This is a genomic window from Tropicimonas isoalkanivorans (genome assembly GCF_900112335.1).
Classification (GTDB): domain Bacteria; phylum Pseudomonadota; class Alphaproteobacteria; order Rhodobacterales; family Rhodobacteraceae; genus Tropicimonas; species Tropicimonas isoalkanivorans.
The window spans coordinates 132,005-155,319 of the sequence record NZ_FOLG01000010.1 but is presented as its reverse complement, the minus strand read 5'-3'; the positions used below and the strand labels follow the sequence as shown (position 1 = coordinate 155,319).

Sequence of the window (23,315 nt, the reverse complement as noted above, 5' to 3'; positions counted from 1 at the left end):
GGGCGGTTGGGAGAATCGCTCTTTAAGTATGTCTTAGTCTCAATGGACAGTTCATGACGCGGTTCCATTCTGGATGCGATGCCTCGATCCGCCTCTACGGAGATTTCAGGGTTGACCCTGTGCGAGATCTCGAACCCGGTCGGGATCGAAATACAGTACCGGCGGGCGGTCTTTGGTTAGGTCAAAGGACAGGGCCGAGCGTCGCAAGCGCGTTGTTCCAGAGTCTTGCCCGCGGCGGCCAGGCTTGCACCTCCGCCAGCGTAACGGGCCTGCTGTCGGCAATGTATGCCTCCTGCCGCTGGCGCATCTCGTGGGTGAGGGCAGAGTCGTGGAAAAGGATGTTGTTTTCGTAGTTCAGATCAAAACTGCGCCGATCCATGTTCGCCGACCCGATCAGCGTGAGGTCGCCGTCCACCGTCACGGATTTCGTGTGCAACAGCCCCGGCAGGTATTCATAAATCTTCACGCCCGCTGACAGAAGATCCGCGTAGAAGGATCGGCTCGTTGCCCCGACTGCGAAATCATCGTTGCGCGCCGGCAGGATAATCGTCACGTCGACGCCGCGATGGCCCGCAGCGCACAGGGCGGCCTGAATTGACGGGTTCGGCACGTAATACGGGGTAGTGATCACCATTTCCCTGCGCGCCGCATACATGATGCCGACGAACATCTCCGGCATGGCGGAATTCCGGACCGTCGGTCCGCTTGCCACGACCTGCGCCGTGAAGCCGGAAGGGTGTGGTTCAGTTGGCTCGCGCAAGACATCGGAGATGTCCTCGTCGCAGTTGGCCATCCAGTCGCTGGCGAAAAGGTGCTGGTTCTGTCGCACAACAGGCCCCTCGAACCGCATGACGGCGTCGACCCAGGGAGCATATTTCGCCTTTGGCAGAAACGCCGGGTCGGCGCAGTTTTGGCTGCCGCAATAGGTCACCCGGTTGTCCACCACCAGGATTTTGCGGTGGTTGCGCAGGTCGACCCGACCGTTGAACGTCCGCAGGATCGGATTGCCGATCTGCAGGGCGCGGGCCAACTTGACGCCGGCCCGTTCCATCTCCGCCCAAAGTGAGCTCTTGATAAGGTCGCGCGAGCCGAGATCGTCCACCATTGCCCGGCAGGTCACACCGCGCGATGCGGCGCGTATCAGTGCCTGGGCCATTTTCTTGCCGTTCGTATCCGGCAGCCAGATGTAGAACATCAGGTGGACATGGCGGGTGGCCGCATCGACGTCCTTCATCATTCGATCGATCGCCTTGTCGGAATCCTCCATCAAGCTGGCGCGATTGTGGCCAACCGGAGGGTACCCGCTGATGGACTGGCCCACCTTGAAAAGATGCCCGTAGGTTTCGTTTTGACCTTCGTCCGTAGGGTCGGCTGTACCTGGGGTGTTATCGGGGCGGGGCAACTCCGCGATGACCTGGTTCATGCGGGCGATACGACCGCGACCGATGCTCGTTTCCCCCAGCAAAAGGTACGCCAGAATTCCGAAAACCGGCACTGCAAAGAGAACAGCCAGCCAGGCCACACGGGACGTCGGGTCCCGGTTTGGTCGGAGAAGGACACGCATTCCGCAAGCCAGCACCACCACGTAATGCAGCGCGATCCAGAGCATGGGCCATCCTCCTGTGGCGGGCGTGGTATCCGCCGCCATCGCAGCAGATTCCTTGCCCGTCACGCAAGTGCCATGGCGTCATCGCAGGCTATCGCGCCGCCACGCAGGGGCGACCACCCAGCTTCAGAGGTGACAGGTCGATCCTGTGCCCATGCGGCGGGCGCGGATCACGCGTTCCTACGTCATTCCGCGAGTTTCTCGAACAAACGCGCGACCGCCTCTGCGCCCGGATCGATTTGTCCCTTCAATTGTTCCGCATTCAGGTAAGACGACCGCCCTGCGTTGGCGGAGGCCATCTCGGCCGTTCGGTTCGCGCCATCCCGTGCCGCTCTGGCCGCTGCGGCGAGCCCGTCCGGCAGGCTGTCGAGGGCCGGCCGCAGGGCGTCAATCATCGTCCGGTCGCCCTCCTGCGCGCCGCCGATTTCCTGCATGCGGGCGAGACCGGCCTTGAGTGCTTCGTGTTGCGAATGCCCGCTCGACGCCGCATCGCCCGTGGCTGCGAAGAAGATCGCCAGCAGCACGCCGGAAGAGCCTCCCATGGTCTGGCTCAATTCGAGGCCAATTGCGCGATAGAGTTGGGTATGATCGGCAAGGGGAAGGCGGTCCATGGCACCGAGAAGCGCGCGAGAAGCACCGGCGAGGGTCGAGCCTGTGTCGCCATCGCCCGTCCGCGCATCGAGTGCGTTCAGATCCGCTTCGGCGTCGATGAAGACCTCGCAGCACCGGGTCAGGAACGCCCGTGTCGGTGAATGATCGGACGGCATTGGGCGGATCGGGCGCAGACCGTCCGGGAGGTCAACAACACGGGCATCGCCGAGCAGCGAGAGCCCGGGCCAGGCCGAAAGTGGCGTCGCCGTCGAAAGCGCTTCGAGATGCTCGGGGTTTGCCGGGTAGACGGACACCGAGAAACCGCGCATCTCCAGCGAGGTCATCAGCGACGCGGGGCCGATCAGATGCGTCAGGCGGTCTCCAATCGGCGAATTCGCAAGTTCGTAGGCAAGGATCTGCATCTCCAGCACAGAGGTCCCGCCGAGATTGTTGAGCATCGCCACGTAGTCTGTGTCCGGCGTCATCTGCTCCGAAAGCCGCTCCGCAACCATATGCATGGCCGTTTGCGCATCGGTATAGTCGACCTGCTCGACCCCTGCCTCGCCGTGAATGCCCAGGCCGAGCTCGGCCTTGCCGAACTTGATACGCTGTTCCTTGGGCGTTCCGGGAACGGTGCAGGTGTCGAGCGACATGCCGATCGACTTGGTCCCTGCTATCACGCGCTCCGCGGCCGCCGTCACCGTCTCCAGATCCGCGCCGCCCTGCGCGAGCGCTCCCGCGATCTTGTGGACAAACAACGTGCCAGCAACGCCGCGCGCCTGGGGCAGGTCGGGCAACGCGATGTCGTCGTCCACCACGACCATGCTGACCTTCAGGCCGAAGGCGCGGGCACGTTCGGCGGCCAGACCGAAATTGAGCCGATCTCCGGTGTAGTTCTTGACGATCAGCAAGCACCCGGCGGGGCCCGTCACCGCGAGGATGCCGGCAAGCACGGCGTCCACCGAAGGCGATGCGAAGACATCGCCGCAGACGGCGGCTGTCAGCATGCCCTCCCCGACGAAACCCGCATGCGCCGGTTCGTGGCCCGACCCGCCGCCCGACACCAGCGCGACTCCGGACTTGTCCCAATCGCTGCGCAGGACCACCCGGATATGAGGATACCCGTCGAGACGGGAGAGTTTCCCACCGGACGCGCGGATCAGGCCGTCGACGGCCTCGGCCACGATGTCCTCTTTCTTGTTGATGAACTGTGTCACTGGGATCTCCCTCAATGTATGCGCGCGCCGGAGGCGTCGAAATAGAACGGACGCTCGGGCCGGATCTTCACGATGTCGCCCGACTGCAAAGGTGTGTGAGCGTCGGTCACGGTGACCAGATCGTGATTGCGGAGCGACAGATACAGCCGCGTCTGATCTCCCAGATGCTCAACCCGAACGACCGAACTCTCCTCGCCTTCGCCCTGGTGGATCTGTTCCGGTCGCAGGCCGATGGACTTTGCACCGGACGGCGCGCCGGCGAAGAGATCGGCCGGGAGGATGTTGATCCGCGGCTGACCAAGCCGGCTGGCGGCGTAGATGCTGACCGGGTCCTCGTAGATCTCCCGCGGCGGCCCCGTCTGCACGAGGCGGCCGTGGTCGAGCACCCCGACATGCGTGGCCATGGTCATGGCTTCGATCTGGTCGTGGGTCACGTAGAGGAATGTCGCGCCGGTCCGGGCCTGAATGTTCTTGAGTTCCACCCGAAGGTCGGCACGGAGCTTCGCGTCGAGCGAACTGAGAGGTTCGTCCATCAGGTAGACCGCCGGGTTGCGGACCAGCGCCCGCCCGATGGAGACCCGCTGCATCTCGCCACCCGAAAGCGCGGTCGCTCGATTGTCGAGCTTGTGCGAGATCTGCAACGTCTCGGCCACTTCCTGCACTTTTCGGTCGATCTGGTCCTGCGGTGTCCGGAGCAAGGGCGACTTCAGGGGAAAGGCCAGGTTCTCCCGCACCGTCATGTGCGGATAGAGCGAGTACTGCTGGAACACCATCGCCACGTTCCGCTGCGCGGGGGTAAGGTTCGTCACCGCCGTGCCACCGATGCGCAACGCCCCGCTGTCGGGCCGGTCGAGCCCGGCGACAAGGCGCAACGTCGTCGTCTTGCCGGCACCCGTGGGCCCGAGCAGCACGAAGAAGGCGCCATCCGGCACCGTCATGGAGACGTTCGAAAGGGCCGAAGTCCGACCGAAGGTCCGTGTGACGTCGGAAAGCTCTACCTCAGCCATGGAAAAGCACCTTCTCGTTCGCGGCGGAGCGCAGGGCTCGGCCGCTTTCAGCGTCGAACAGGGTGAGTTTGCGGGCGTCGAGCGCGATGCCGGTGCTTTCCCCCTCCTGCACGCGCGTCGTGCTCGGAATGCGCGCCTTTATCTCCCCATGGTCGACCCGAAGGGTCACGATCTGCGTGGTTCCGAGGTATTCGACCGCCGTCACGCGCGCCCGATAGTCGGAGGTATCGTCCAACCGGACGTGTTCCGGGCGAACGCCCAGGACCAACGCCCCTTTCCCCGGCTCGCGCGATTCCGGTACGGCAAGGCGGCTCGTGCCGAAGGCGACGTCCGTTGCGCCAGGGGCAACCGACCCGTCGAAGGGCAGGAGGTTCATGGGCGGCGATCCGATGAAACCGGCGGCGAACGTGGTGGCTGGCCAGTCGTAGATGTCCTGCGGCTTGCCGAACTGCTCCACGACGCCGTGGTTCATCACCACGATCTTGTCGCCCATCTGCATCGCCTCAAGCTGGTCGTGGGTCACGTAGACGGTGGTCGCGCCCATCCGATCGTGCAAAGCACGCAGCTCCTCGGCCATGTGCTCGCGGAATTCCGCATCAAGCGCACCAAGCGGTTCATCCATGAAGAACGCCTTCGGCTCCCGGACGATGGCCCGGCCGAGCGCAACGCGCTGCCGGTCGCCGCCCGACAGCCCGCCGACCGGGCTGTTGAGGATGCCCTCGATCCCCAAGATGCGCGCCACCTCGCTCACCTTGCGCTTGACCTCAGCTTTCGGCATGCCCTGGCTGCGGAGCGGGTAGCTGATGTTCTTGCCGACGGTCATGTGCGGGTAGAGCGCGAACATCTGGAAAACGAAAGCGATGTCGCGTTCGCGGGCGCGTTTCTGGCTCACCTCCTCGCCGTCGATGTAGATCTCACCGGCGGTCGGCAGTTCCAGCCCGGCCATCATTCGAAGCGTCGTCGTCTTGCCGCAGCCGGAGGGGCCGAGCAGCATGAAGAACTCGCCATCCTCAATGGTGAAGCTCGACGACTGAACCGCCGTGAAGCTGCCGAAGTCCTTTCGCAGGTTCTCTATGCGTATCTGCGCCATGTCCTACTCCGGGAAATGGCTGACGATGATGAACATCACCGTGCCGGTCAGCGTAACGAGGAAGGACCACGTGAACGCCCAGAGAAAGAAGGGTTGCATCATCATGACGACCCCTAGGGCGATCAGGATCGAGGCTGCCATCTCCCATGGTCCACGCACCAGCAGCCGGTCGGCCGGGTGAATGCGGTAGTCCGGGTGCGGCGTGTCGTCGTGGCTGTCCGGCTTCGTCCGCCGCAGCGTCGGCTCGACGGCAAGTTCGTCATCGGTCAGGTTGCGGTCGGGGTCGAACGGTGAATGGATCGGTTTCATTTGCGCACCGCTCCGAAAGTGATGCCGCGCAGCAGGTGCTTGCGCAGAAGGATGGTGAAGACCATCACCGGCAGCAGGAAGATCGTCGCGCCGGCGGCAACTGCGGGCCAGTCCTGCCCGCCGACGCCGATGATGGTCGGGATGAAGGGGGGGGCCGTCTGCGCCGTGCCGGACGTGAGCAGCACCGCGAAGGCGTATTCGTTCCAGGCGAAGATCAGGCAGAAGATCGCGGTCGAGGCGATGCCCGTCGCTGCCTGCGGCAGGACCACCTTGTAGAACGCCTGGAACCGCGTGTAGCCGTCAATCAGCGCCGCTTCCTCGTATTCCACGGGGATTTCGTCGATAAAGCCTTTCAGCAGCCAGACCGCTAGGGAAAGGTTCACGGCCGTGTAGAGCAGGATCATCCCCGCGTGCGTGTCGCTCAGCCCCAGCGAGCGGAACATCAGGAAGATCGGGATGGCCACGGCAATGGGCGGCATCATCCGCGTGGACAGCACGAAGAACAGAAGGTCGTCCTTCAGCGGCACCTTGAACCGCGAGAAGGCATAGGCCGCGAGCGTGCCGAGAAAGACCGACAGGAAGGTCGAGCCGAAGCCGATGATGACAGAGTTCATGAACCGCTCGCCGAAGCGGGACGGACCGGCAATCACCAGCCCGCGGTCGTGCACGATCCGCTCGTACCAGGTCTGAGGCGGGTTGGCGTTGAGGTACTCGGTGGTCTGCCGGGTCTGCGTTGTGAAGAGGTTCACGTAGCCTTCGAGGGTCGGCTGGAAGAGAAGCTTTGGCGGGTAGGCGATTGAATCGGCAGACGATTTGAAGCCGGTGGCAATGATCCAGACCAGCGGAAGGATGGTAATCAGCGCGTATCCGGCGACGAGAATACCGGCGATCCACTTCTGTCCGCGCGACGGTTCGGTGACGGAATAGCCGCTCATCTCTCTTTCACCTTGTTCAGTGCCTTCACGTAGATCGAGGCCAGCCCGAAGACCGTTACGAAGAGGATGATGGCGTAGGCCGAGGAATAGCCGGTCCGCCATTTCTCGAATGCTTCGCGCTTGAGGTCGATCGAGGTGAGTGTGGTGGTGTTCCCCGGCCCGCCGCCGGTCAATTGCACAACGAGGTCGAACATCTTGAAGTTCTCGATGCCGCGGAACAGCACGGCGAGCATCAGGAAGGGCAGGGTCATCGGGATGGTGATTGTCCAGAACTGCCGCCAGTTCGACGCCCTGTCGCATTCGGCGGCCTCGTAAATCGAGTCCGGAATGGAACGCAGCCCGGCCAGGCAGATCAACGTCACAAACGGCGTCCACATCCACGTGTCGACGATGATGATGGCCCATGGTGCCAGAGCCACATCCCCGATCATGCTGAAGCTGGTCGGATCGGCGCCGGTGAGGAAAGCGATTCCGTAGTTGAAGAGCCCGATCTGCGGTTGATAGAGAAAGGTCCAGAAATTGCCCACGACCGCGGGTGACAGCATCATCGGCAGCACGATGATCGTGGTCCAGAGATCGTTGCCCTTGAACTTCCGATTGATGAGCCAGGCCAGCGTGAAGCCGATCAGCACCTGGAAGAACAGCGTCCAAAACAGGAAATGTGCCGTCGCCTGCATCGTCTGCCAGATGTCGCTGTCGGTCAGGATGCGTTCGTAGTTACGCAGGCCGACCCAGGCGACTTCGGCATTCGGGCGATTTGCCCGGAAGTTCGTGAAGCTCAGGCGGATCGTCCAGATCAGCGGAAATATGTTGACGGCCAGCAGAAGAAAGATGGTCGGGGAGACGAAGATCCAGGCAATCGTCCGGTCTGAAAGCCCCCGAATGCGCCGCGCTGTACCTGGCGGCGTGCTCATTGCCGCACGCTCGATCATGGAGTCAGCCATCCGTCGTCCTTTGGGAGAGTGAGAGAGAATGCCTGGAGCGGAGCAGTCCGCTCCAGGCATTGTCAGGCCGGCAGGCGGGGAGGGGCCGGGCGGCCTGTCGACGGCGTCACATCTTGCCTTCGTCCTCGAAGATTTCGGTCCAGTCGCTCACCAGATTGTCCAGCGCTTCCTGGGCGGTCCCCTCACCGGCAACGACGTAGCTGTGCACATGGTCCTGCATCGCCAGAAGGAGCGAGGCGTAGGCAGGTTCGGCCCAGAAATCCTTCACAATTGCCATGGAATCGAGGAAGGTTTGCGCGAAGGGCTGGCTGGTGGCGAAGTCGGGAGCTTCGACCACCGCGCGCATCGCCGATGCGCCGCCCATGTCCCACCACCGCTGCTGGATTTCCGGCTGCGCGAACCACTTGATGTACTCAAGTGCGGCGTCCTGGCTGTCCGAGTAGGACACCACCGAGATCCCCTGACCGCCAAGCTGAGCAAAATGCCCGTTCGGACCCTCGGGGTTGGCAAAATATCCGGACTTGCCGCCGCCCACGTTCGGGTCGGCCTCCACGCCGGGCCAGATGAAGGCGAAATTCATCTGGAGCGCGACCTGCCCGGACTTGTACGCATCGATGTCTTCGGACATGTACCAATCCGACGAGCCCGGCGGCGTGCAGCAGTCGTAGAGTTCCTTGTAGAACTCCAGACCTTCAGCGGCCTCGGGCGAGTTGACGACGCCTTCGAGCTTGTAGGGATCTTCCGGCGTGCCGTAGTCGAAGCCGTAGTTATACAGCACGTTGGTCACGCCCATCGTGATCCCTTCGGAGCCGCGCTCGGTGTAGATCGCCGCGCCATAGACGGTCTTGCCGTCAATTGTCCTCTCCTGAAAGAAGGTCGCGATGTCCTTCAACTCGTCCAGCGTTTTCGGCGCTTCGAGTTTGCGTCCGTAGGTCTCCTCAAATTCGGCCTGAAGTTCCGGCTTCTCGAACCAGTCCTTCCGGTACGTCCACCCCACCACATCTGCATAGGCCGGCAGCGCCCAGTAGTTCGGCGTCCCCTTGGGCCATTCGGCGTAGCCCGTGACCGTGGCGGGAAGGAAATCCTCCATGGAGATCCCTTCGGCATCGAAAAAGTCGTTCAGTTGGATGTAGTGGCCGGCCTCGGCGCCGAGCCCGATCCACTGGCTGTCTCCGATCATCAGGTCGCAAAGCTCCCCGCCGGAGTTCAACTCGTTCAGCATCCGGTCCGCGAAATTCGGCCAGGGGACAAACTCGAAGGACATCGTATGCCCGGACTGGGCTTCGAAGTCCTTTGAAAGCTCTACGAGCGCGTTGGCCGGGTCCCATGCCGCCCAGCAGAGAGTAAGGTCGTCAGCCGTTGCGGCGGCGCTTCCGGCCGCGAGAGCGGCGGTCGCGACGAACATCGTCCGTTTGAATTGCATTGGTGTCCTCCCTGGAATGGCCCTGGGACCTCCTCGCCCCATAAACCTATTCAATTGTTACTTGAGGTACGTACGTCATAGCAAGTAAAATGTGATGTACGTACCTCACGTGCGTTGAACTTGCCCGCGGATTGGGCGACAACGCCCTACCGTAATATCCGGGAGATCGCGCGCATGCGCCCAACGACGAAAGACCTCGCGAAGGCGGCCGGAGTGAGCCTGGCGACCGTCGATCGCGTGTTGAACAAGCGAGCCGGTGTGCGGAAGGAAACGGTGGAGGCCGTGAACGACGCCATTGAAAAGATTGGCTTTGTGCGCAACCAGTACGCCGCGAACCTCGCGAGGGGGCGAAACTATCGGTTCGAGTTCCTTCTGCCCGAGACTGGGGACGATTTTCTGGCAACGGTTATTGATCGAATCCAGGAAGCGCGCGCTGCCATGCGGCTCGACGCGATCGACATCTCTTATCGCTGTGCCTTGCCGAACGATCCCCACAAGGCAGCGGAGATACTTGCTGGAGTAGCGGCTGACGAAACCGATGGCGTGGCGATCATGGCCCCGGAGAGCCCTCAGTTGAGGGACGCGACGACACGTTTGGTGGAACGCGGGGTGCAGGTAGTCCTGTTCATTTCCGGACAGCCGGACCTGAGACCCGTGGACTTCGTCGGGGTCGACAACTACGCCGCCGGCGCCACCGCCGGTCGCCTTCTCGGCCGGTTTCTCGCGCCGACGCAGGGCAAGATCCTCGTCATCTCGGAAACCATGAATGCGCTCGATAGTGTTGAGCGGCGCCTCGGCTTCGACAGGGTTTTGAGCGCGGATTTCCCGAGGCTGACCCCGCTGCCGTCCCTCGAGACCTTTGGTGATCTGGCGCGAACAGAGCGCGTGGTTCGGAACTCCTATGAAAACCAAGCGGACATCGTCGGCGCCTATGTTCTGGGATCGGAAGCCCGACTAGCGATCGAAGCCATCCGGGGCACGACCGATCCCGCGGGGCAGGTCATCGTCGCCCACGAACGCACTCGATACACAGAAAAAATGCTGCGCGAACGGGTGCTGGATGCAGTCATCGCCCAGAACCCCGGTCACCTGGTGAGAAGCGCGATAAGGTTGCTCAAGGCGCGTTCGGACCAAAGACCGCCCCTGGTCTCGCAGGAACAAATCCGCATCGAGATCCTGATCGAGGACAATCTCGACATTCGCTGAACGCCCGGGAACCTAGCTTCCAGCGACATTGGCGCACCAGCTTCAGTTTCCGCTCCATCCGCAGAAATTTGGCGCCCTGGCGCGGCTCTTCGCGGAGCCCGCGACGCGATTCGTGTGCGCTGGATAACGCCCCGCCCGCCCTGGGCTCAATACCGGGACCGGAGCCCATTTCGGGTCGACCCGGCGGCGCCATTTCGTCCAAAATCAGCCCACAGCGGGATCGTGGAAACAGTGGCGTCTCCGGACCGCCTTCGTGTCGTAAGCCGGAGGCAGGGCCACACCTTTGCACATGGTGCATGCTTCCGGTTTTGGCGCGATATTGAGGATGTAGAGACGGCCAGTGTGTAAAGGTGACCCTCCGGAGGTCGAAACGGTTAACGAGTTCTAGCCCGTCTTGGTTTTGGTATCTTTCTGCCGGTGGTGTGTGGTGTGTTTGGCAGACAAATAGTTCAATGACGTGTCCCGGCATCGCGCTCAATGCGCGGTGCCGGTTTTCTTTTGTGGGCCTAATGATCTCTCTCTGGCTGTCGAACAAAGGTCTCAAAACGACGAGAGACATGGGCGTTTGCCTCAACCATGTTCCGTCCCATCCTTGGACTGCTGATCGTTAAATCCCAGTCCATTGAACTCCGGACGCCGTTCAATACCGCGCCTTTACCTGGATTGTCTCGATCAAACCCGCCTGCGTAAAACCTTCGGACATGGTGAGCGCGTGCGGGATCTGCGGTAGAGTGATCCTGCCTTCGGGTAGTGTTGTGTGATCGCGTTGTTTTGTGAGTCTGGTAATGTACGAGTTTTCGCCGCTTGTCGGCTGTCTGGTGTTTTTTGCGTATCTTTTTGTATTCGACTTCGATGTCCGAGCTGTTCAGCTCCGGCTGAGCGGTGTCCTGACCCGTCTCCGAAATGGCCAACTCCGAGGCCCTTTCGGATTCGGTTGGGCGAACGAGGAAGGTGACTACGACGCCGTTCCATCGCTCGAGGACGCGATCCGGCAGGCGCGGGCCTGCAAAGCTGCCGGAGGGACCTCAACCTGCCGCGCCTCGCCAAAGGCAACGGTGCCGTGACCGCGGGTCTCTCCCTCGAGGTGCGGCCTTCGGCGACCTATGTCGACGTGATCGACACGATTGACGGCCACAAGGTGGTGCGCGTCGACCTTGCGGCATCCAGACTTGTCACGTTCACCGTCGCGGAAATCGATCTGGGAGACAGGCAGGCGGCCATTCTTGCCCTGGAAGCGCTCCGGGAGGCTGGTATCTTCGGACCCGGCTTTCGTGTGCTTCGGTTTTCGAATGTCGGCCCCGTGGGCGGAACGGCGTCTGACCACGCGGAGACCGTGGCGCGACATGACGCGATCTGTAACGTTGTGAAGGCATTCCTGAAACGGTCGACCAAGCGCGTCGCCAATGCCTATTTAACGCCCAACGGATCGACGCTCGAGACGCTGATCTTTCTCAAATGAAAAAACACCCGCTGCATGACGCTCCATGCGCGCAGGGGGGAAACTGGTCACCGGGGCGTCACAGACGCACGCATGACGTGTGACCGCATCTGGTGGAAAATCAGCCGAGATGGTCCGATTCGAAAAACCTCGGGGGCCAGCGTCGTGCGAGCTGGCCCCCTTGGGTCGGTCAACCGTGGTGGTGGTGTCGGTAAAACTACCTATCCGGGAGTTGGGGGGCGATTCTGAGGCACGGATTGGAAGAATTCTCGGCCAATCTTCCCGTTCGCGAACAATGGCACCGAATGCCCTGCAATCGTGTCGCGAGACGGGGGCAGATCCAAACCTTTGACCATGATGCAACGGACGGCCCTTTGCGGGATAGTCATCATGCAAGCGATAGTCAGTGTCGGCCAGCGAGGACGTGTGTCACTGTTAATGAGTATCTGCTGGTGGTCATCATGACCGCCGTTTGCAAGATCCTCGCTGCGTTGGACGTTCGCTTGTCGTGGCAAGTGGTGGTGTTTTGTGCGAGCCGCCATCGCGAAGAAGTCGCGATGGCGGCTTTCGCGTTTTCCGGTTCTTGGTGGATTTCCGGGCGTCTGCGCGGTTAGTCTTTCATCATCCGCAAACTGCCTGGCCGGATCGGCAAGGCGAGGTATTTGATCCGCAAACTTGGTAAACGGCGTTGCGCCGCCCCCGGTCGGTGGTCCGGCTCTTCCACCGACCGAGATGCCGGGACCTGTCCAAGCAGGTGAGGGACCATTTGTCGGGCATCACCGCTCCCACGCCCAAAACTGAGGGTGGCTGCGGCGGCCCTATTTCTGCCAGGCGTGCGTCAGCTCCACGGAGAGCCGCTTCAGGAGATCCGACAGCGTATCCTCCGTGTCCTCATCGACATTCGTGATTTCATGCAATCGCCTGAACAAGGTCATGAGCGATTGTTTAACTTCTTCGGAGAAGGCGCCATCTTTGCTCGTGAAACTGCCGATGCTGCGGGAGTCGTTCTGGCACACGGACGCGGCAAACCCGTACTCGATGCCATGTTCGCGGGCTTGGCGGATCACTTCGGCCGGATCGTCGTCCTCCAGATCTTGCCAGTCGATCATTCCGTCATTTTGCAGCGCCCACTTTACGGTGGGGTCCCGCATCACGAGTCCCTTTTCCGAGTAGACCTTCGCCCAGACCGGATCATAGGTCTGGAAGAGGAAGCGGGGCGTGGTAAAGATCACGTGAAGTGCGACGGCGAAACCTGCAGTACACAGTCCCTGCATCTCCGCCAGAATGTCATGAACTTCGCGGGTATGGTTCATTTTTTTGCCTATCTTCCCGGATAGATGTTGGGTGTTCAGACATGACCACGGGGTAACTCGAGGAAATCGTAGCAGAAGTGTGAGTGGCTGGACACCCGGAGATATCGGACAGGTCATGAGCCAGAATGGCGTAACTCAATCAGACAAGGCAATGCTCGAACTGTTGGCGCCCGCTGGGTTCCATGTTGCGGTTCGGGTCGGTTTCGCCTTTCCTGAATATGAGTGGAACACGCTTCCACTGGCCTGGGTGCATCTCTATACCCGCGATGCCCTTATGTTGCATGATCCCGTCACACGGTGGGTCTATGAAAACGTGGGGCAGGTGAAGTGGTCCGAGCTGGTTGCCGACGACCCGAAGGGCGTGCTGGCGCTGGCGTCTACCTACGATCTCCGTTTCGGGGCCGCGGTTTGTGTCATGAACGAGGACGAGCCCGGTATCCGGACCTATGGAACGTTCGCAAGGGACGACCGGGACTTCACCGCCGACGAGATGAAAGCTCTTTACGACTGCCTTCGGGACCTTCATCAGACCGAGTCGATCGACATTGCGCTCACGAGCGCGGAGCTTGAGACCCTTGTGATGATACGGGACGGTTTGCTGACCAAGGAAATCGCCTATGAACTTTCCATCAGCGAGAATGCTGTCAAGCAGCGTCTCCGGAATGCAAAGACCAAACTGCAGGCAAGAACGACGACCCACGCGGTCGCTCTGGCGGAACGTAGAGGCTTGTTCCGAATGACATAATTGCCACGCTAGGCAACATTACCGAGTCGGCTCCGAGATTACAGTTCCAACTCCAGCCCGCACCGTCAGTATCGAGCCAAAGACGGTGGGGACCGACGTATGCGAAACATATGCTTCAGCATGGCGACCATGCATGAGCACGGAAATGCGTTCTACGAATTCTTGCGGCTGCGCAAGCGCCTGTTCGTGGACACGCTGAATTGGGACATCCCGCACAACGATATCGTCGAAATGGATGAGTACGATAACCCGGCGGCCTTCTATTCGCTCGTCCTGGATGGCGAGAGGCTTGTCGGCGGTGCTCGCACAATGCCGGTAAACGCAGTCTGGGGAACGAAGACCAGCATGTTCCAGGATGCGATGCTGGGCAAGATAGAGGGTATCCCGTCTGACCTCGTGACCGGCTCGTTTGATCCGGAGATCAGTTGGGAGTGTACGCGGCTTATCATCGACGACTCCGTCACCGGGGCCGATGCGCGGAAAACCTGCTTGAACCTGATTGTCGACGGGCTGGCCCAGATGGCCAGCGACCAGGGCGCGAAGGTTCTGGTTTCTTTGTCTCCGCCGCCCCTGCAACGGGCGCTGCGCGGTTTGGGGCATGATGTTTCGCAGATCGGTCGGACCTACCGGTGCGAAAGCGACGGGCGGAACTATTGCCTGCTGAGCATGCCGGCATTGGTATCGGATGCCGCCAAGCGGGCAAATTCGGGAGGGCTCCGCGCCGCCTCGTGATGGCTTGAAACAGCATCGATGGATGGCGTTGGTTGAAGGGGGCTCTCCCTTGCGACGAGATTCCCGCCCCACGGAGGGTGGCGTGGACAGATCTTGTACGAAGACGCAGGGGGCTGATTGATGCCAATGAGTGCCGCAGTTCAATACTCGTATGCGGATACCCCGGTACCGGCGCGTCGGGGCGCGGGTTCCTCACCCGCTGGGGCTGTCAAAGCCATTTGTGAACGGAATTTGCCCACTCTCACGCATGACGATGTCGAGGCACTGTTCGAGCGATCCAGTCGCGAGCTTTCCCTGGCCCGGGGACCTGCGGAAAGGTAGGGCATCCAAACCCCTGCGCCGCGCCTTGCCGGTGGCTGCTGGAGGGCGATTGATATTTGCACTGGGGATGATGCCATAAAAATCGTCGTACGACGTACCCTCATAATCAATGCCCATACAACCGCTCCATTCCGTGCCTCGGACAGGAATGGGCGTCAATCAAGGCTGAAGTTTGGAAGCCCGCGGGCCGATGTTTGACACCGGCAAGCGCTTGAGCCTTTTGGTCGTGTCTTCGTGGAGGCTCGCCATAAGTCGCGCCAACGGCCCGCAAACTAAATTGACGCAGCGCGACGCGTCCTTTAAAACGCACAAATGAGCGATATACGCACAACTGTGTAGGGAAGGGTGCCCGTTATGGCCCACTCCGACGTGTCACGCCTTTCCGAAGCGATGCACAAGACGGATGTTCTTGTGGTCGGAGGCGGCCTGGGAGGGGTCAGCGCAACCCTCGCGGCGCTGAGGCTCGGTGCCGATGTGATCGTGACAGAGACCCTGCCTTGGCTCGGGGGGCAGCTTACAGCTCAAGGCGTTCCGTTGGACGAGGGGCCATGGGCCGAACAGCTTATACACTCGGCGAGTTATCACACATTCCGACGTGCAATTCGGAGCTACTACCGGCGGAACATGCCGTTGACCGAAATGGCCCGGGCAGAGGTCTATCTGAACCCCGGGCAGGGCAACATCGGCAGTCTTTGCCACGAGCCACGTGTCGCCTTGGCGGTGATCAACGACATGCTGGCGCCGCATGTCTCGGCCGGCCGCCTCAAGGTGCTGCACGGGCTCGCGCCCGCTTCGGTCAACATGGATGGCGACCGCTGCCGTGCAGTGATTTACGAAGCGCCCGAGGGCGAGACTGTTACTGTCGAGGCCCGTGTGGTGATCGATGCAACGGAGACCGGCGTTCTGCTCCCGCTTGCACACGTGGAGCATGTTCTGGGGGCCGAAAGTCGCGAGACGACGGGCGAGCTTCACGCGATCGAGGGGCCCGCCGACCCGACGGATCAACAGGCAATCACCTGGGGAATGGCCCTATCCTACGATCCAGACGGCCACCATGTGATCGAAAAGCCTTCCAGGTACGAAACCTTCCGCGACATGAGGCTGCCATTCTGGCCCGGGCCGCAGTTCGACTGGACGGTAAGCAACCATGTCACGCACGAGCCGCTGGAACGACCGCTTTTTGCCGGTGATACCGACACGCCGTACCTCTTCGACCTGTGGCACGCGCGCCGGATTGCGTACCGTCGGAACTTCAGAGACGGCAGCTATCCCAGCGATATCACCATCGCGAACTGGCCGCAGATGGATTACTGGTTCAACCCCGCGATAACAGGCGATGCCAGCCAGGATGCCGCGACTGTAGAAGAGGCGCGCCAGCTCAGCCTCTCGTTCCTCTACTGGATGCAGACGGAGGCGCCGCGACATGACGGGGGCTATGGGTACCATGGACTGATCCCGCGCGGCGATGTGCTCGGAACGGCGGACGGGACGGCGATGCAGCCTTACTGGCGCGAGGGCTACCGGATCCAGGCCGAGTTCACGGTGCTGGAGCAGCATATCGGATGCGCTGCGCGACCAGGGGTAGAGGCCGCCGAAGACTTCGCGGATTCTGTAGGCATAGGTGCCTACAGGATCGATCTGCACCCGAATTCCCTTGGAAACCGCAATACCGTCGACATCGACTGCTTCCCGTTCCAAATCCCGTTGGGGGCGCTGCTGCCCGTGAGGGTCCAGAACCTGCTGCCGGCGTGCAAGAACATCGGAACGACACGCATTACCAACGGTGCCTACCGGGTGCATCCGGTGGAATGGAGCATTGGCGAAGCGAGTGGCACGTTGGCCGCCTTGTCGCTCCGTGAGGGCATGCCGCCGCGCGCCTTCCGTCACGGTGAAAAGTTGGCCAACCTGCAAGCGGTTCTGAAGGCTTCAGGCGTGATGCTCGAGTGGCCCCGCTTCGGCGCGCTGACGCCACGGACGCGAACCGGGTACCGGCCGCCAGCCTGACCGCCGTCGACTTTCGCGGACCTTCAACACCCGAAATCCGACCCAGGCGATCTACGCTCGTTTGTCGCGAGGACGATCAGCCCGCGTTTGCTTTTTTGCGTTTTGTCCGGCGTGCCGAAATGATCCAGCTGACCACGAACAAAGCGCAGAGCAGAAGGAAGACTGCGCTGACGGGGCGGTCGAAAAAGACGCCGAGGTCACCGCGCGCGAGTGTCAGGGCCCGGCGGAAGTGGCTTTCCATCATCGGACCAAGAACGAACCCGAGCAGGAGCGGGGCCGTGGACAGGCCAATCATGCGCATGAACAGGCCCAGCAGGCCGAACCCCAGTGCCACGAAAATGTCGAAGACGCTGTTGTTCACCGAGTAGACCCCGATGCAGATGAACAGGATGATGCTGGGGTACATCAGCCGATAGGGGATCGACAGCAACTTCACCCAAATCCCGACGAGGGGAATGTTCATGATCACGAGGATCAGGTTACCGATCCAGAAGCTGACGACGAGCCCCCAGAACATGTCTGGCTGTGACGCTATCACCGTGGGGCCAGGCGTGATGCCATGGAGAATCAGCGCACTCAGCATGATTGCGGTGACCGCATCCCCAGGAATGCCGATGGCAAGCGTGGGGATGAACGTGGTCTGTGTGCAGGCGTTGTTGGCGGCTTCCGGCGCCGAGATTCCTTCGATGGCGCCTTGCCCGAAACGCTCCGGAGTCTTCGAGATCTTCTTCTCCAGCGCATAGGCCATGAAACTGGCCACAACCACGCCGGTGCCGGGAAGGATGCCGACTGCAGAGCCAACGGCACTGCCGCGCAGGATCGGCTTGATTGTCTGCCTGAGCTCGGCCCGACTGGGCAACATCTCGCGAAAGGAGATACGGTGCGTCGCGCGGTGCCCGCTGTCATTGCCGACGTTTGCCATGACCTCGGCCACGCCGAACAGTCCCATGACCACCGCGACGAGGCTGAATCCATCGAACATTTGTGGGATACCGAACCCATAGCGCACCGAGCCCGTCTGAGGATCGGCGCCGACCAATCCAAACAGCAAGCCGATGGCGACCGCGATAAGCCCCTTGATCGGGGACCCTTCTGCCAGCGTGACTGCCGCGATGAGACCGAGCAGCATGACGCTAAAATACTCAGCCGAGGAAAAACTCAGCGCGACCTTGACCAGCGCCGGAGCCACCGTCGCCAGGAGCAAGACGCCGACCGTTCCGCCAAAAAACGAGGACATCGCGGCGACCAGAAGGGCCACACCGGCCTTTCCCTTCTGCCCTAACGGATAGCCGTCGAGCGCGGTGATTGCCGAGGAAGGTGTGCCCGGCAGGTTCAACAGGATGGAGGCGGTTGAGCCACCGAATGCGGCGCCGTAGTAGATGCCTGCCAGCATGATCAACGCATGGGTAGGCTCGAGATAGTAGGTGACTGGTAGCAGCATCGCGATCGCCGTGATCGCGCCGAGGCCCGGTAGGACGCCAACCACCATGCCCAGAGAGACCCCAAGCAGACAGATCAGAAGGGCCATGGGGGAGATCGCGACGGAGAAACCCAGGGCGAGATTGGAAAACAGGTCCATTTTTCACTCCGGCCCGAGCGGAATGGTCAGTCCGAGGCCATAAACGAAGAGGGCCGCGAAACTGGCGGCCAGAAAGACGCTCAGTGCAATGGTTTCGATCACGCGGCTTTCGGAAGAAGCTGCAGCGCAGATCACCGTCGCGGCGATCACCGCCCCGATGAGCCCGGCGATTGGAAGCAGCAGCGCGAAGGCAATCATGCTGCCGCTGACCAGGAGAAGTGTGCGTTTCGGTGGTGCGTGTACCGGCCTGTCTGACCGAGAGAACACCACCGCGGCGGCGAGGATCAACAACAAGACCGACATCGCCACTGGAAAGGCGCCCTGGCCGATTCTGCGCAGTGAACCGAGATCCATCCCCCAGGCGCCGTAAAGTCCGATCAGCGCGATGCTGGCGGAAAGCCCTGCAAGAAGCAGGTTTTGCAAGCTCGGTTTCTGCAAGAGGAGCCCCCGAATCCGGGATGGCGCCGGTTTACCCGGCGCCGTCAGAGTAGCCTATTCCGCGGACAGTCCCAGCGACTTGATCAGCCCGCCCCAACGGTCGGTCTCGCTGACCAACCAGGCGTCGAATTCCTCCGGATCCATTTTCATCGGCTCCAGGCCTTGGCTGGACAGCTGAGTCAGGACGGCTTCGGACTCCAAGGCAGACACCACGGCGCCATTGAGGGTGGCGATGATCTCGGGGTCGGTGCCGGCGGGGGCCAGCATGCCGAACCATCCGAGGATCTGGTCGAAATTGTCAAGGCCGCTCTCGGTGACGGTCGGCACGTCGGGCAGCACGTCGCTACGCTTATCCGAGGTCACCGCGAGAGCCTTGATCTGGTCGTTTTGTATGAGCGCGGCCGATCCCGATACGGTGTCGAAGGCGAAGTCGAGCACGCCGCCCATCAGGTCGACGTTCTGGGGCCCCGAGCCGCCATAGCTGACCGGGATCGCCGAGATATCGGCCTTGTCGAGGAAGGTTGCGGCAGACAGCGCCGTCAGCGTCGCACCGCCGCCACCAGCCGCGTAGGTCAGCGTTTCGGGGTCGGCCTTGGCGGCCTCGATTAGGTCGCCGAGCGAGGTAAAGGGTGAGTCGGGGCCGGTCGTAATAACAATCGGCGTGCTTGCGATGCCCGCGACGCCGGTCAGGTCCGAAGCCTCGAAGTCGAGGTTGGGGTAGTAGGAGAAGTTGCCGGCGTGTCCACTGGTCACGAACAGGATCGTGTAGCCGTCCGGATCGGCCTTTGCGACTTCGCGTGCGGCAATCGTACTGCCGGCGCCCGGTTTGTTCTCGACCACGACGGGCTGGCCGAGATCCGCGTTCATTTCCTTGGCGACAATGCGGGCCAATGTGTCTGCCGGGCCGCCCGGGGCAAATCCGACGATCAGGGAAACGGGACGGCTTGGGTAGTCGTCTGCGAGCGCCCCCGAGGCGCCAGCGAACGCCGCAAGTCCTGCTGTTGCAACGAGAATTCGGTAGGTCTGCGTCTTCACGGTATTGCCTCCTCCACACTGGAGCGGTAATGTTGTGCGCATACCGCTCATTGGTGCGATAATATCTTAGATATGTGGGCTGTCAACCTGGGCCGCGCGCGGTACACCTCCTTGGGGAGCGGACAGAGCATGACTGAAGACGACATTGCGCAGATAAAGGATGCCCAGAACTTCAACACGTCGTTTGCGCGGGGGCTGAAGGTTATTCGTGCCTTCGATGCGATGCATCCACGCCTGTCGGTGGCGGGTGTGGCCGAACGGACCAAACTTGATCGCGCAGTCGCACGACGTCTGCTGCTGACGCTGGTGGAAGAGGGCTTTGCCAAGCAGGAAGGCAAGACCTTCGAGCTGACCGCCAAGATTCTGACGCTCGGTTACAGTTACTTGTCCGCCATGGGACTGGATCAACGACTCCAACCCTACCTCGACGAGTTGTCGGCGCAACTGGAACAGGCGGTCTCAGTGTCGGTCCTTGATGGGAGCGAGACCATATTTATTGCCCGTTCTGAGCGGGTCGGGCAAATCATGGCCTATGTTGTCCGGACGGGCCTGCGGCTCTCGGCCTTCTCTTCCGCGTCTGGCCGTGTCCTGCTGGCCGATCTGCCCCAAGACGAACTCGACCGCCGCTTGGCTGACACTGAGATGGTTGCCCTGACGCCGTTTACGAAGACAGACAAGTCCGCTGTTCGAGACGAAATTTCACGGGCCCGGATGAACGGCTACTGCGTCAATGAACAGGAACTGGAAGAGGGCCTTCTCAGCGTCTCCGTTCCGATCCACGGACCAGATGGTCGAGTGCGGGCAGCCCTGAACACGAACTGCACCTACACCAAGGCGCTACAGATCGGATTCGTCGAAACTGCAGTGCCGCTGATGCGGAGTTTCGCCAGTCAAATCGGGCCTCTCATGCACTAGCCGTCGACTTGGCAGGCCCAAGATGGGTCAATGCACAGACTGGCCCGTCGATGCCGCTCGCTGGTGGGGGGTAAGACAGCATTCGCGGACTTTGGCATATGAAGTGAGACGAAGCTGTTTCCGAGGCTCAATTCAACCGTCTGGCGACGACCTCATGGACGGCAGGGCCGCCTGAAACCGCAGTTTCTCCTCGGGCCAGCGTGCCTTCAGGAATGCGAGAATCGCGACAATCTCCGGGTCTGACAGAACGCCCTCGAACGGCGGCATGTCGCTCTCGTAGCCGGGTACCACGGCTTCGATTCCGAACTTCGTCATTGCAAAAAGGTCGGCGTCCGAATGCGTGAAGGTGTGCCCCGTTCCATCCTGTGGCGGGGCCGGCATCCGGCCGGTCTCGAGCCTGCGCCGCCAGTCCGGTTGGCCTTCGCGGTTCTCACCGTGGCAACTCGCGCAGGTCTCAGCGTAGAGTGCCTCCCCGGTCTGGATCTGTGCCGGGGTCATGGTAGAGCCGAGAAAACTCACGTTGGACGGCTCCGCGATGGCGGCGCTCGAAAGCGCCGCCGCGATGCAAAGGTGGGCCGCCAAGGTTCTACCTGGTCGCCGGAGGTACGGAACCACACCTCTCTTTCCGCAAAGTCTACTCATTCGAGTAGACCGCCACGCCCTCCGGCGCATAGGAATACACCTTCAGCGTGCCGACCTTGTCGGGTGACATGCCCGGGGAATTCTGCGGCATCCCAGGCAGGACGAGCCCAGAAATGGCCGGCCGTTCTGCGAGCAAGCGGTCGACGATTTCGGCTGGGATGTGCCCGTGTACGCCGTAGCCGCCGACCTCCGCATGGTGGCAGGACAGGCCCGGTTCGGGAACGCCGGCGGCCATGGCCCGTGCGGCGACATTGGTGTCGTTAACGATGGTCACGTCGAACCCCTTCTTTTCCATGTACGTCGCCCAGGCGGAGCAGCAGCCACAGCTGGGGTCGCGATAGACGGTGATCGCCTCACCGGCGAAGGCCGGGGCGGCGGTGAGGAGGGCGAGCGAGAGTGCGAGCGTTTTCATGGGGATCTCCTTCAGATGACCGCGCCGGCGGTCCAGGTTTCGCCGCCGTCGCGGCTGTAGGTGAGAGCGCCTTGCGTGGCGGCGACGAGCGAGAGGGGGGTGGCTGGATCTACCGCGATCGCGAGAACCTCGACATCGCTGGTCTTGCGCCAGACCATGCCGGCATCGTCCGTTGACCAGATGCCGGAGGGAAGCGCCGCATAGAGCCTGGCGGGCGCCGCCGCCGGAGACACCAGCGCGCGCACTGGCTGTCCCTCCGGTAGCGGCTGGGTTTCGGGGGCGTCTCCGCCCGGGACAAGCGCGTCCAGCGCATTCCCCGGCTGAACGTCCTGCCAGCGGCAGAAGCAATCCGGCACACGCTGCATGCCGAACGTGGTTCCGGCATAGAGCCAGATACCCCCCATGCCGCTCGCGAGATCGACCGAAGCGAGCGCGGTCACGTCTCGCTCGGCCTCGGCGAGGAACGGTCGGTCCATCACGAACGCCCAAGTCTCGCCGGCATCTTCGCTGCGCCAAAGCCCGTCGCCTGCGATGGCGGCATAAAGTGTGTCGGGGGTGGTTGCAGCCGTGGCGAGCGCGTCGATGGCCACCGCGGGTAGCCCGGCGCCCGCTTTCCGCCAGCTTGCGCCGGCATCGTCGGAGACGGCCAGTCCGTGCGCATCAAGCGCGGCAACCACGCGGTCGGGACGCTGCGGATGGGTAGTCAGCGCTCTCAGCTCCTGGTCCGGGCCGGCTGCAGCGCGCCAGGTCGCGCCGCCGTTCTGGCTCCGCATCAGGCCGTTGCCCGCGGCCAGCACGGTGCTGCCAGCAAAAACGAGGGCGCGGACTTGAGGTGACGGCGCCGCGATGAGCGGAGGTGCTGTTCCGACAATGCAGGCTGCCGCGGTCGCGCCAAGGAAGGCACGTCGATGGAGCCCGTCTGTTTTGGGTATGGTCATGTTCCCTGTTCCGATTGGTCCCGCAGAGGCCGGAAAGCCCGCGGTATCTTACCTGTACGCTACGCCGGAGACCGGCGCGGAGAGTCAGATCGGAAGATGGAATCGCGGTGGCGACGTCGCGGGCGGGTCTGACCGACCCGGCCTGACGGCAACGTGGCCTGCTCGTTCGCACACATTCTGGGCGCCGCGCTCAGCGTCCTCGGCTGGCAGGATCGCAACCGTCAACGACACGCAGTCGCCGGCGCAGCCGGCACCGTCATCCGCGCTATCGCAGGCGTCGCAGTCGTTCATGGCCCCGTCATGCACGGCGCCCATTTCCAGGGTCATCTCGCCGAAGGACGCGGCCTGCGACACCGATCCCAGCAGGAAAGCGGCAAGCACACCAATGCAGAGCAGGTTGAAAAGGCGCGTCATGGCCGAGAGTTTCCCCTTGGGCGGCGGAAATGTCGATGCGTCATGGAGGCAATTCGCCGGG

The 23,315-nt window shown here is 62.0% G+C and carries 23 protein-coding genes; 6 read left to right on the top strand and 17 right to left on the bottom strand.

The window, feature by feature from the left end:
- Window positions 1–181 precede the first annotated feature (181 nt).
- The 8 genes from cls to BM075_RS16045 all read right to left on the bottom strand — a co-directional run bounded on the left by cls (window position 182) and on the right by BM075_RS16045 (window position 9,122).
- On the bottom strand, window positions 182–1,609 hold the full coding sequence (gene cls / locus BM075_RS16080; protein ID WP_093361720.1) for a cardiolipin synthase: 1,428 nt from the start codon (window positions 1,607–1,609) through the stop codon (window positions 182–184).
- Between the two features lie 182 nt (window positions 1,610–1,791).
- Complete coding sequence (locus BM075_RS16075) at window positions 1,792–3,414, bottom strand: dihydroxyacetone kinase subunit DhaK (RefSeq protein ID WP_093361719.1); 1,623 nt, start codon at window positions 3,412–3,414, stop codon at window positions 1,792–1,794.
- An 11-nt stretch (window positions 3,415–3,425) separates the two neighbouring features.
- Complete coding sequence (locus tag BM075_RS16070) at window positions 3,426–4,421, bottom strand: ABC transporter ATP-binding protein (protein WP_093361718.1); 996 nt, start codon at window positions 4,419–4,421, stop codon at window positions 3,426–3,428.
- Complete coding sequence (locus BM075_RS16065; RefSeq protein ID WP_093361717.1) at window positions 4,414–5,511, bottom strand: ABC transporter ATP-binding protein; 1,098 nt, start codon at window positions 5,509–5,511, stop codon at window positions 4,414–4,416. Before BM075_RS16065 ends, BM075_RS16070 begins: the two co-directional genes overlap by 8 nt.
- 3 nt (window positions 5,512–5,514) lie before the next feature.
- Entirely contained in the window at window positions 5,515–5,820 is a 306-nt protein-coding gene (locus BM075_RS16060; protein WP_093361716.1) for a hypothetical protein, read from the bottom strand.
- On the bottom strand, window positions 5,817–6,755 hold the full coding sequence (locus BM075_RS16055) for a carbohydrate ABC transporter permease (protein WP_093361715.1): 939 nt from the start codon (window positions 6,753–6,755) through the stop codon (window positions 5,817–5,819). Before BM075_RS16055 ends, BM075_RS16060 begins: the two co-directional genes overlap by 4 nt.
- On the bottom strand, window positions 6,752–7,699 hold the full coding sequence (locus tag BM075_RS16050) for a carbohydrate ABC transporter permease (protein ID WP_093361714.1): 948 nt from the start codon (window positions 7,697–7,699) through the stop codon (window positions 6,752–6,754). The genes BM075_RS16055 and BM075_RS16050 overlap by 4 nt, the downstream gene beginning before the upstream one ends.
- A 106-nt stretch (window positions 7,700–7,805) precedes the next feature.
- A complete protein-coding gene (locus BM075_RS16045; protein WP_093361713.1) occupies window positions 7,806–9,122 on the bottom strand; it encodes an ABC transporter substrate-binding protein in 1,317 nt (438 codons plus the stop codon).
- A gap of 174 nt (window positions 9,123–9,296) precedes the next feature.
- Here BM075_RS16045 and BM075_RS16040 point away from each other — a divergent pair, with 174 nt between their 5' ends.
- Window positions 9,297–10,328 (top strand): LacI family DNA-binding transcriptional regulator, encoded by a 1,032-nt coding sequence (locus BM075_RS16040; protein WP_093361712.1) that lies wholly within the window; start codon window positions 9,297–9,299, stop codon window positions 10,326–10,328.
- 1,060 nt (window positions 10,329–11,388) lie between these two features.
- Window positions 11,389–11,787, top strand: a complete 399-nt coding sequence (locus BM075_RS16030) for a hypothetical protein (protein WP_093361710.1) — start codon at window positions 11,389–11,391, stop codon at window positions 11,785–11,787.
- Between the two features lie 797 nt (window positions 11,788–12,584).
- On the opposite strand, the gene BM075_RS16025 is transcribed toward BM075_RS16030, so the two are convergent.
- The gene (locus BM075_RS16025) at window positions 12,585–13,079 is read right to left on the bottom strand and encodes an autoinducer binding domain-containing protein (RefSeq protein WP_177208383.1); all 495 of its coding nucleotides are present in this window, start codon (window positions 13,077–13,079) and stop codon (window positions 12,585–12,587) included.
- A 151-nt stretch (window positions 13,080–13,230) separates the two neighbouring features.
- Between BM075_RS16025 and BM075_RS16020 the strand changes: the two genes are divergently transcribed.
- Together BM075_RS16020 and BM075_RS16015 are read left to right on the top strand one after the other, a co-directional pair.
- Complete coding sequence (locus BM075_RS16020) at window positions 13,231–13,824, top strand: helix-turn-helix transcriptional regulator (RefSeq protein ID WP_093361745.1); 594 nt, start codon at window positions 13,231–13,233, stop codon at window positions 13,822–13,824.
- Between the two features lie 129 nt (window positions 13,825–13,953).
- A complete protein-coding gene (locus tag BM075_RS16015; RefSeq protein ID WP_177208382.1) occupies window positions 13,954–14,556 on the top strand; it encodes an acyl-homoserine-lactone synthase in 603 nt (200 codons plus the stop codon).
- A gap of 192 nt (window positions 14,557–14,748) precedes the next feature.
- Here BM075_RS16015 and BM075_RS24210 read toward each other — a convergent pair whose 3' ends face one another.
- Entirely contained in the window at window positions 14,749–14,994 is a 246-nt protein-coding gene (locus tag BM075_RS24210) for a hypothetical protein (RefSeq protein ID WP_143089890.1), read from the bottom strand.
- Window positions 14,995–15,231: 237 nt separating this feature from the next.
- On the opposite strand from BM075_RS24210, the gene BM075_RS16010 reads away from it, so the two are divergent.
- Window positions 15,232–16,881, top strand: a complete 1,650-nt coding sequence (locus BM075_RS16010; RefSeq protein WP_218152863.1) for an FAD-dependent oxidoreductase — start codon at window positions 15,232–15,234, stop codon at window positions 16,879–16,881.
- 76 nt (window positions 16,882–16,957) lie between these two features.
- Here BM075_RS16010 and BM075_RS16005 read toward each other — a convergent pair whose 3' ends face one another.
- The 3 genes from BM075_RS16005 to BM075_RS15995 form a co-directional block, all read right to left on the bottom strand.
- Window positions 16,958–18,460 carry a tripartite tricarboxylate transporter permease gene (locus tag BM075_RS16005; RefSeq protein WP_093361707.1) on the bottom strand — a complete coding sequence of 501 codons (1,503 nt, stop codon included), beginning with the start codon at window positions 18,458–18,460 and terminating at the stop codon, window positions 16,958–16,960.
- Between the two features lie 3 nt (window positions 18,461–18,463).
- Window positions 18,464–18,883 (bottom strand): tripartite tricarboxylate transporter TctB family protein, encoded by a 420-nt coding sequence (locus tag BM075_RS16000; RefSeq protein ID WP_177208381.1) that lies wholly within the window; start codon window positions 18,881–18,883, stop codon window positions 18,464–18,466.
- A 69-nt stretch (window positions 18,884–18,952) separates the two neighbouring features.
- A complete protein-coding gene (locus BM075_RS15995; protein ID WP_177208380.1) occupies window positions 18,953–19,933 on the bottom strand; it encodes a Bug family tripartite tricarboxylate transporter substrate binding protein in 981 nt (326 codons plus the stop codon).
- 129 nt (window positions 19,934–20,062) lie between these two features.
- On the opposite strand from BM075_RS15995, the gene BM075_RS15990 reads away from it, so the two are divergent.
- A complete protein-coding gene (locus BM075_RS15990) occupies window positions 20,063–20,848 on the top strand; it encodes an IclR family transcriptional regulator domain-containing protein (protein ID WP_177208379.1) in 786 nt (261 codons plus the stop codon).
- Window positions 20,849–20,980: 132 nt separating this feature from the next.
- Here BM075_RS15990 and BM075_RS15985 read toward each other — a convergent pair whose 3' ends face one another.
- The 4 genes from BM075_RS15985 to BM075_RS15970 all read right to left on the bottom strand — a co-directional run bounded on the left by BM075_RS15985 (window position 20,981) and on the right by BM075_RS15970 (window position 23,254).
- Window positions 20,981–21,430, bottom strand: coding sequence for a c-type cytochrome (locus BM075_RS15985; RefSeq protein WP_245758870.1), 450 nt, complete (start codon window positions 21,428–21,430; stop codon window positions 20,981–20,983).
- Between the two features lie 52 nt (window positions 21,431–21,482).
- Window positions 21,483–21,902, bottom strand: coding sequence for a DUF411 domain-containing protein (locus BM075_RS15980; protein ID WP_093361702.1), 420 nt, complete (start codon window positions 21,900–21,902; stop codon window positions 21,483–21,485).
- A gap of 11 nt (window positions 21,903–21,913) precedes the next feature.
- Window positions 21,914–22,840: a WD40/YVTN/BNR-like repeat-containing protein gene (locus BM075_RS15975; RefSeq protein ID WP_093361701.1), complete on the bottom strand. Its 927-nt coding sequence runs from the start codon at window positions 22,838–22,840 to the stop codon at window positions 21,914–21,916.
- Window positions 22,841–22,924: 84 nt separating this feature from the next.
- Entirely contained in the window at window positions 22,925–23,254 is a 330-nt protein-coding gene (locus tag BM075_RS15970; RefSeq protein WP_093361700.1) for a hypothetical protein, read from the bottom strand.
- Window positions 23,255–23,315 lie beyond the last annotated feature (61 nt).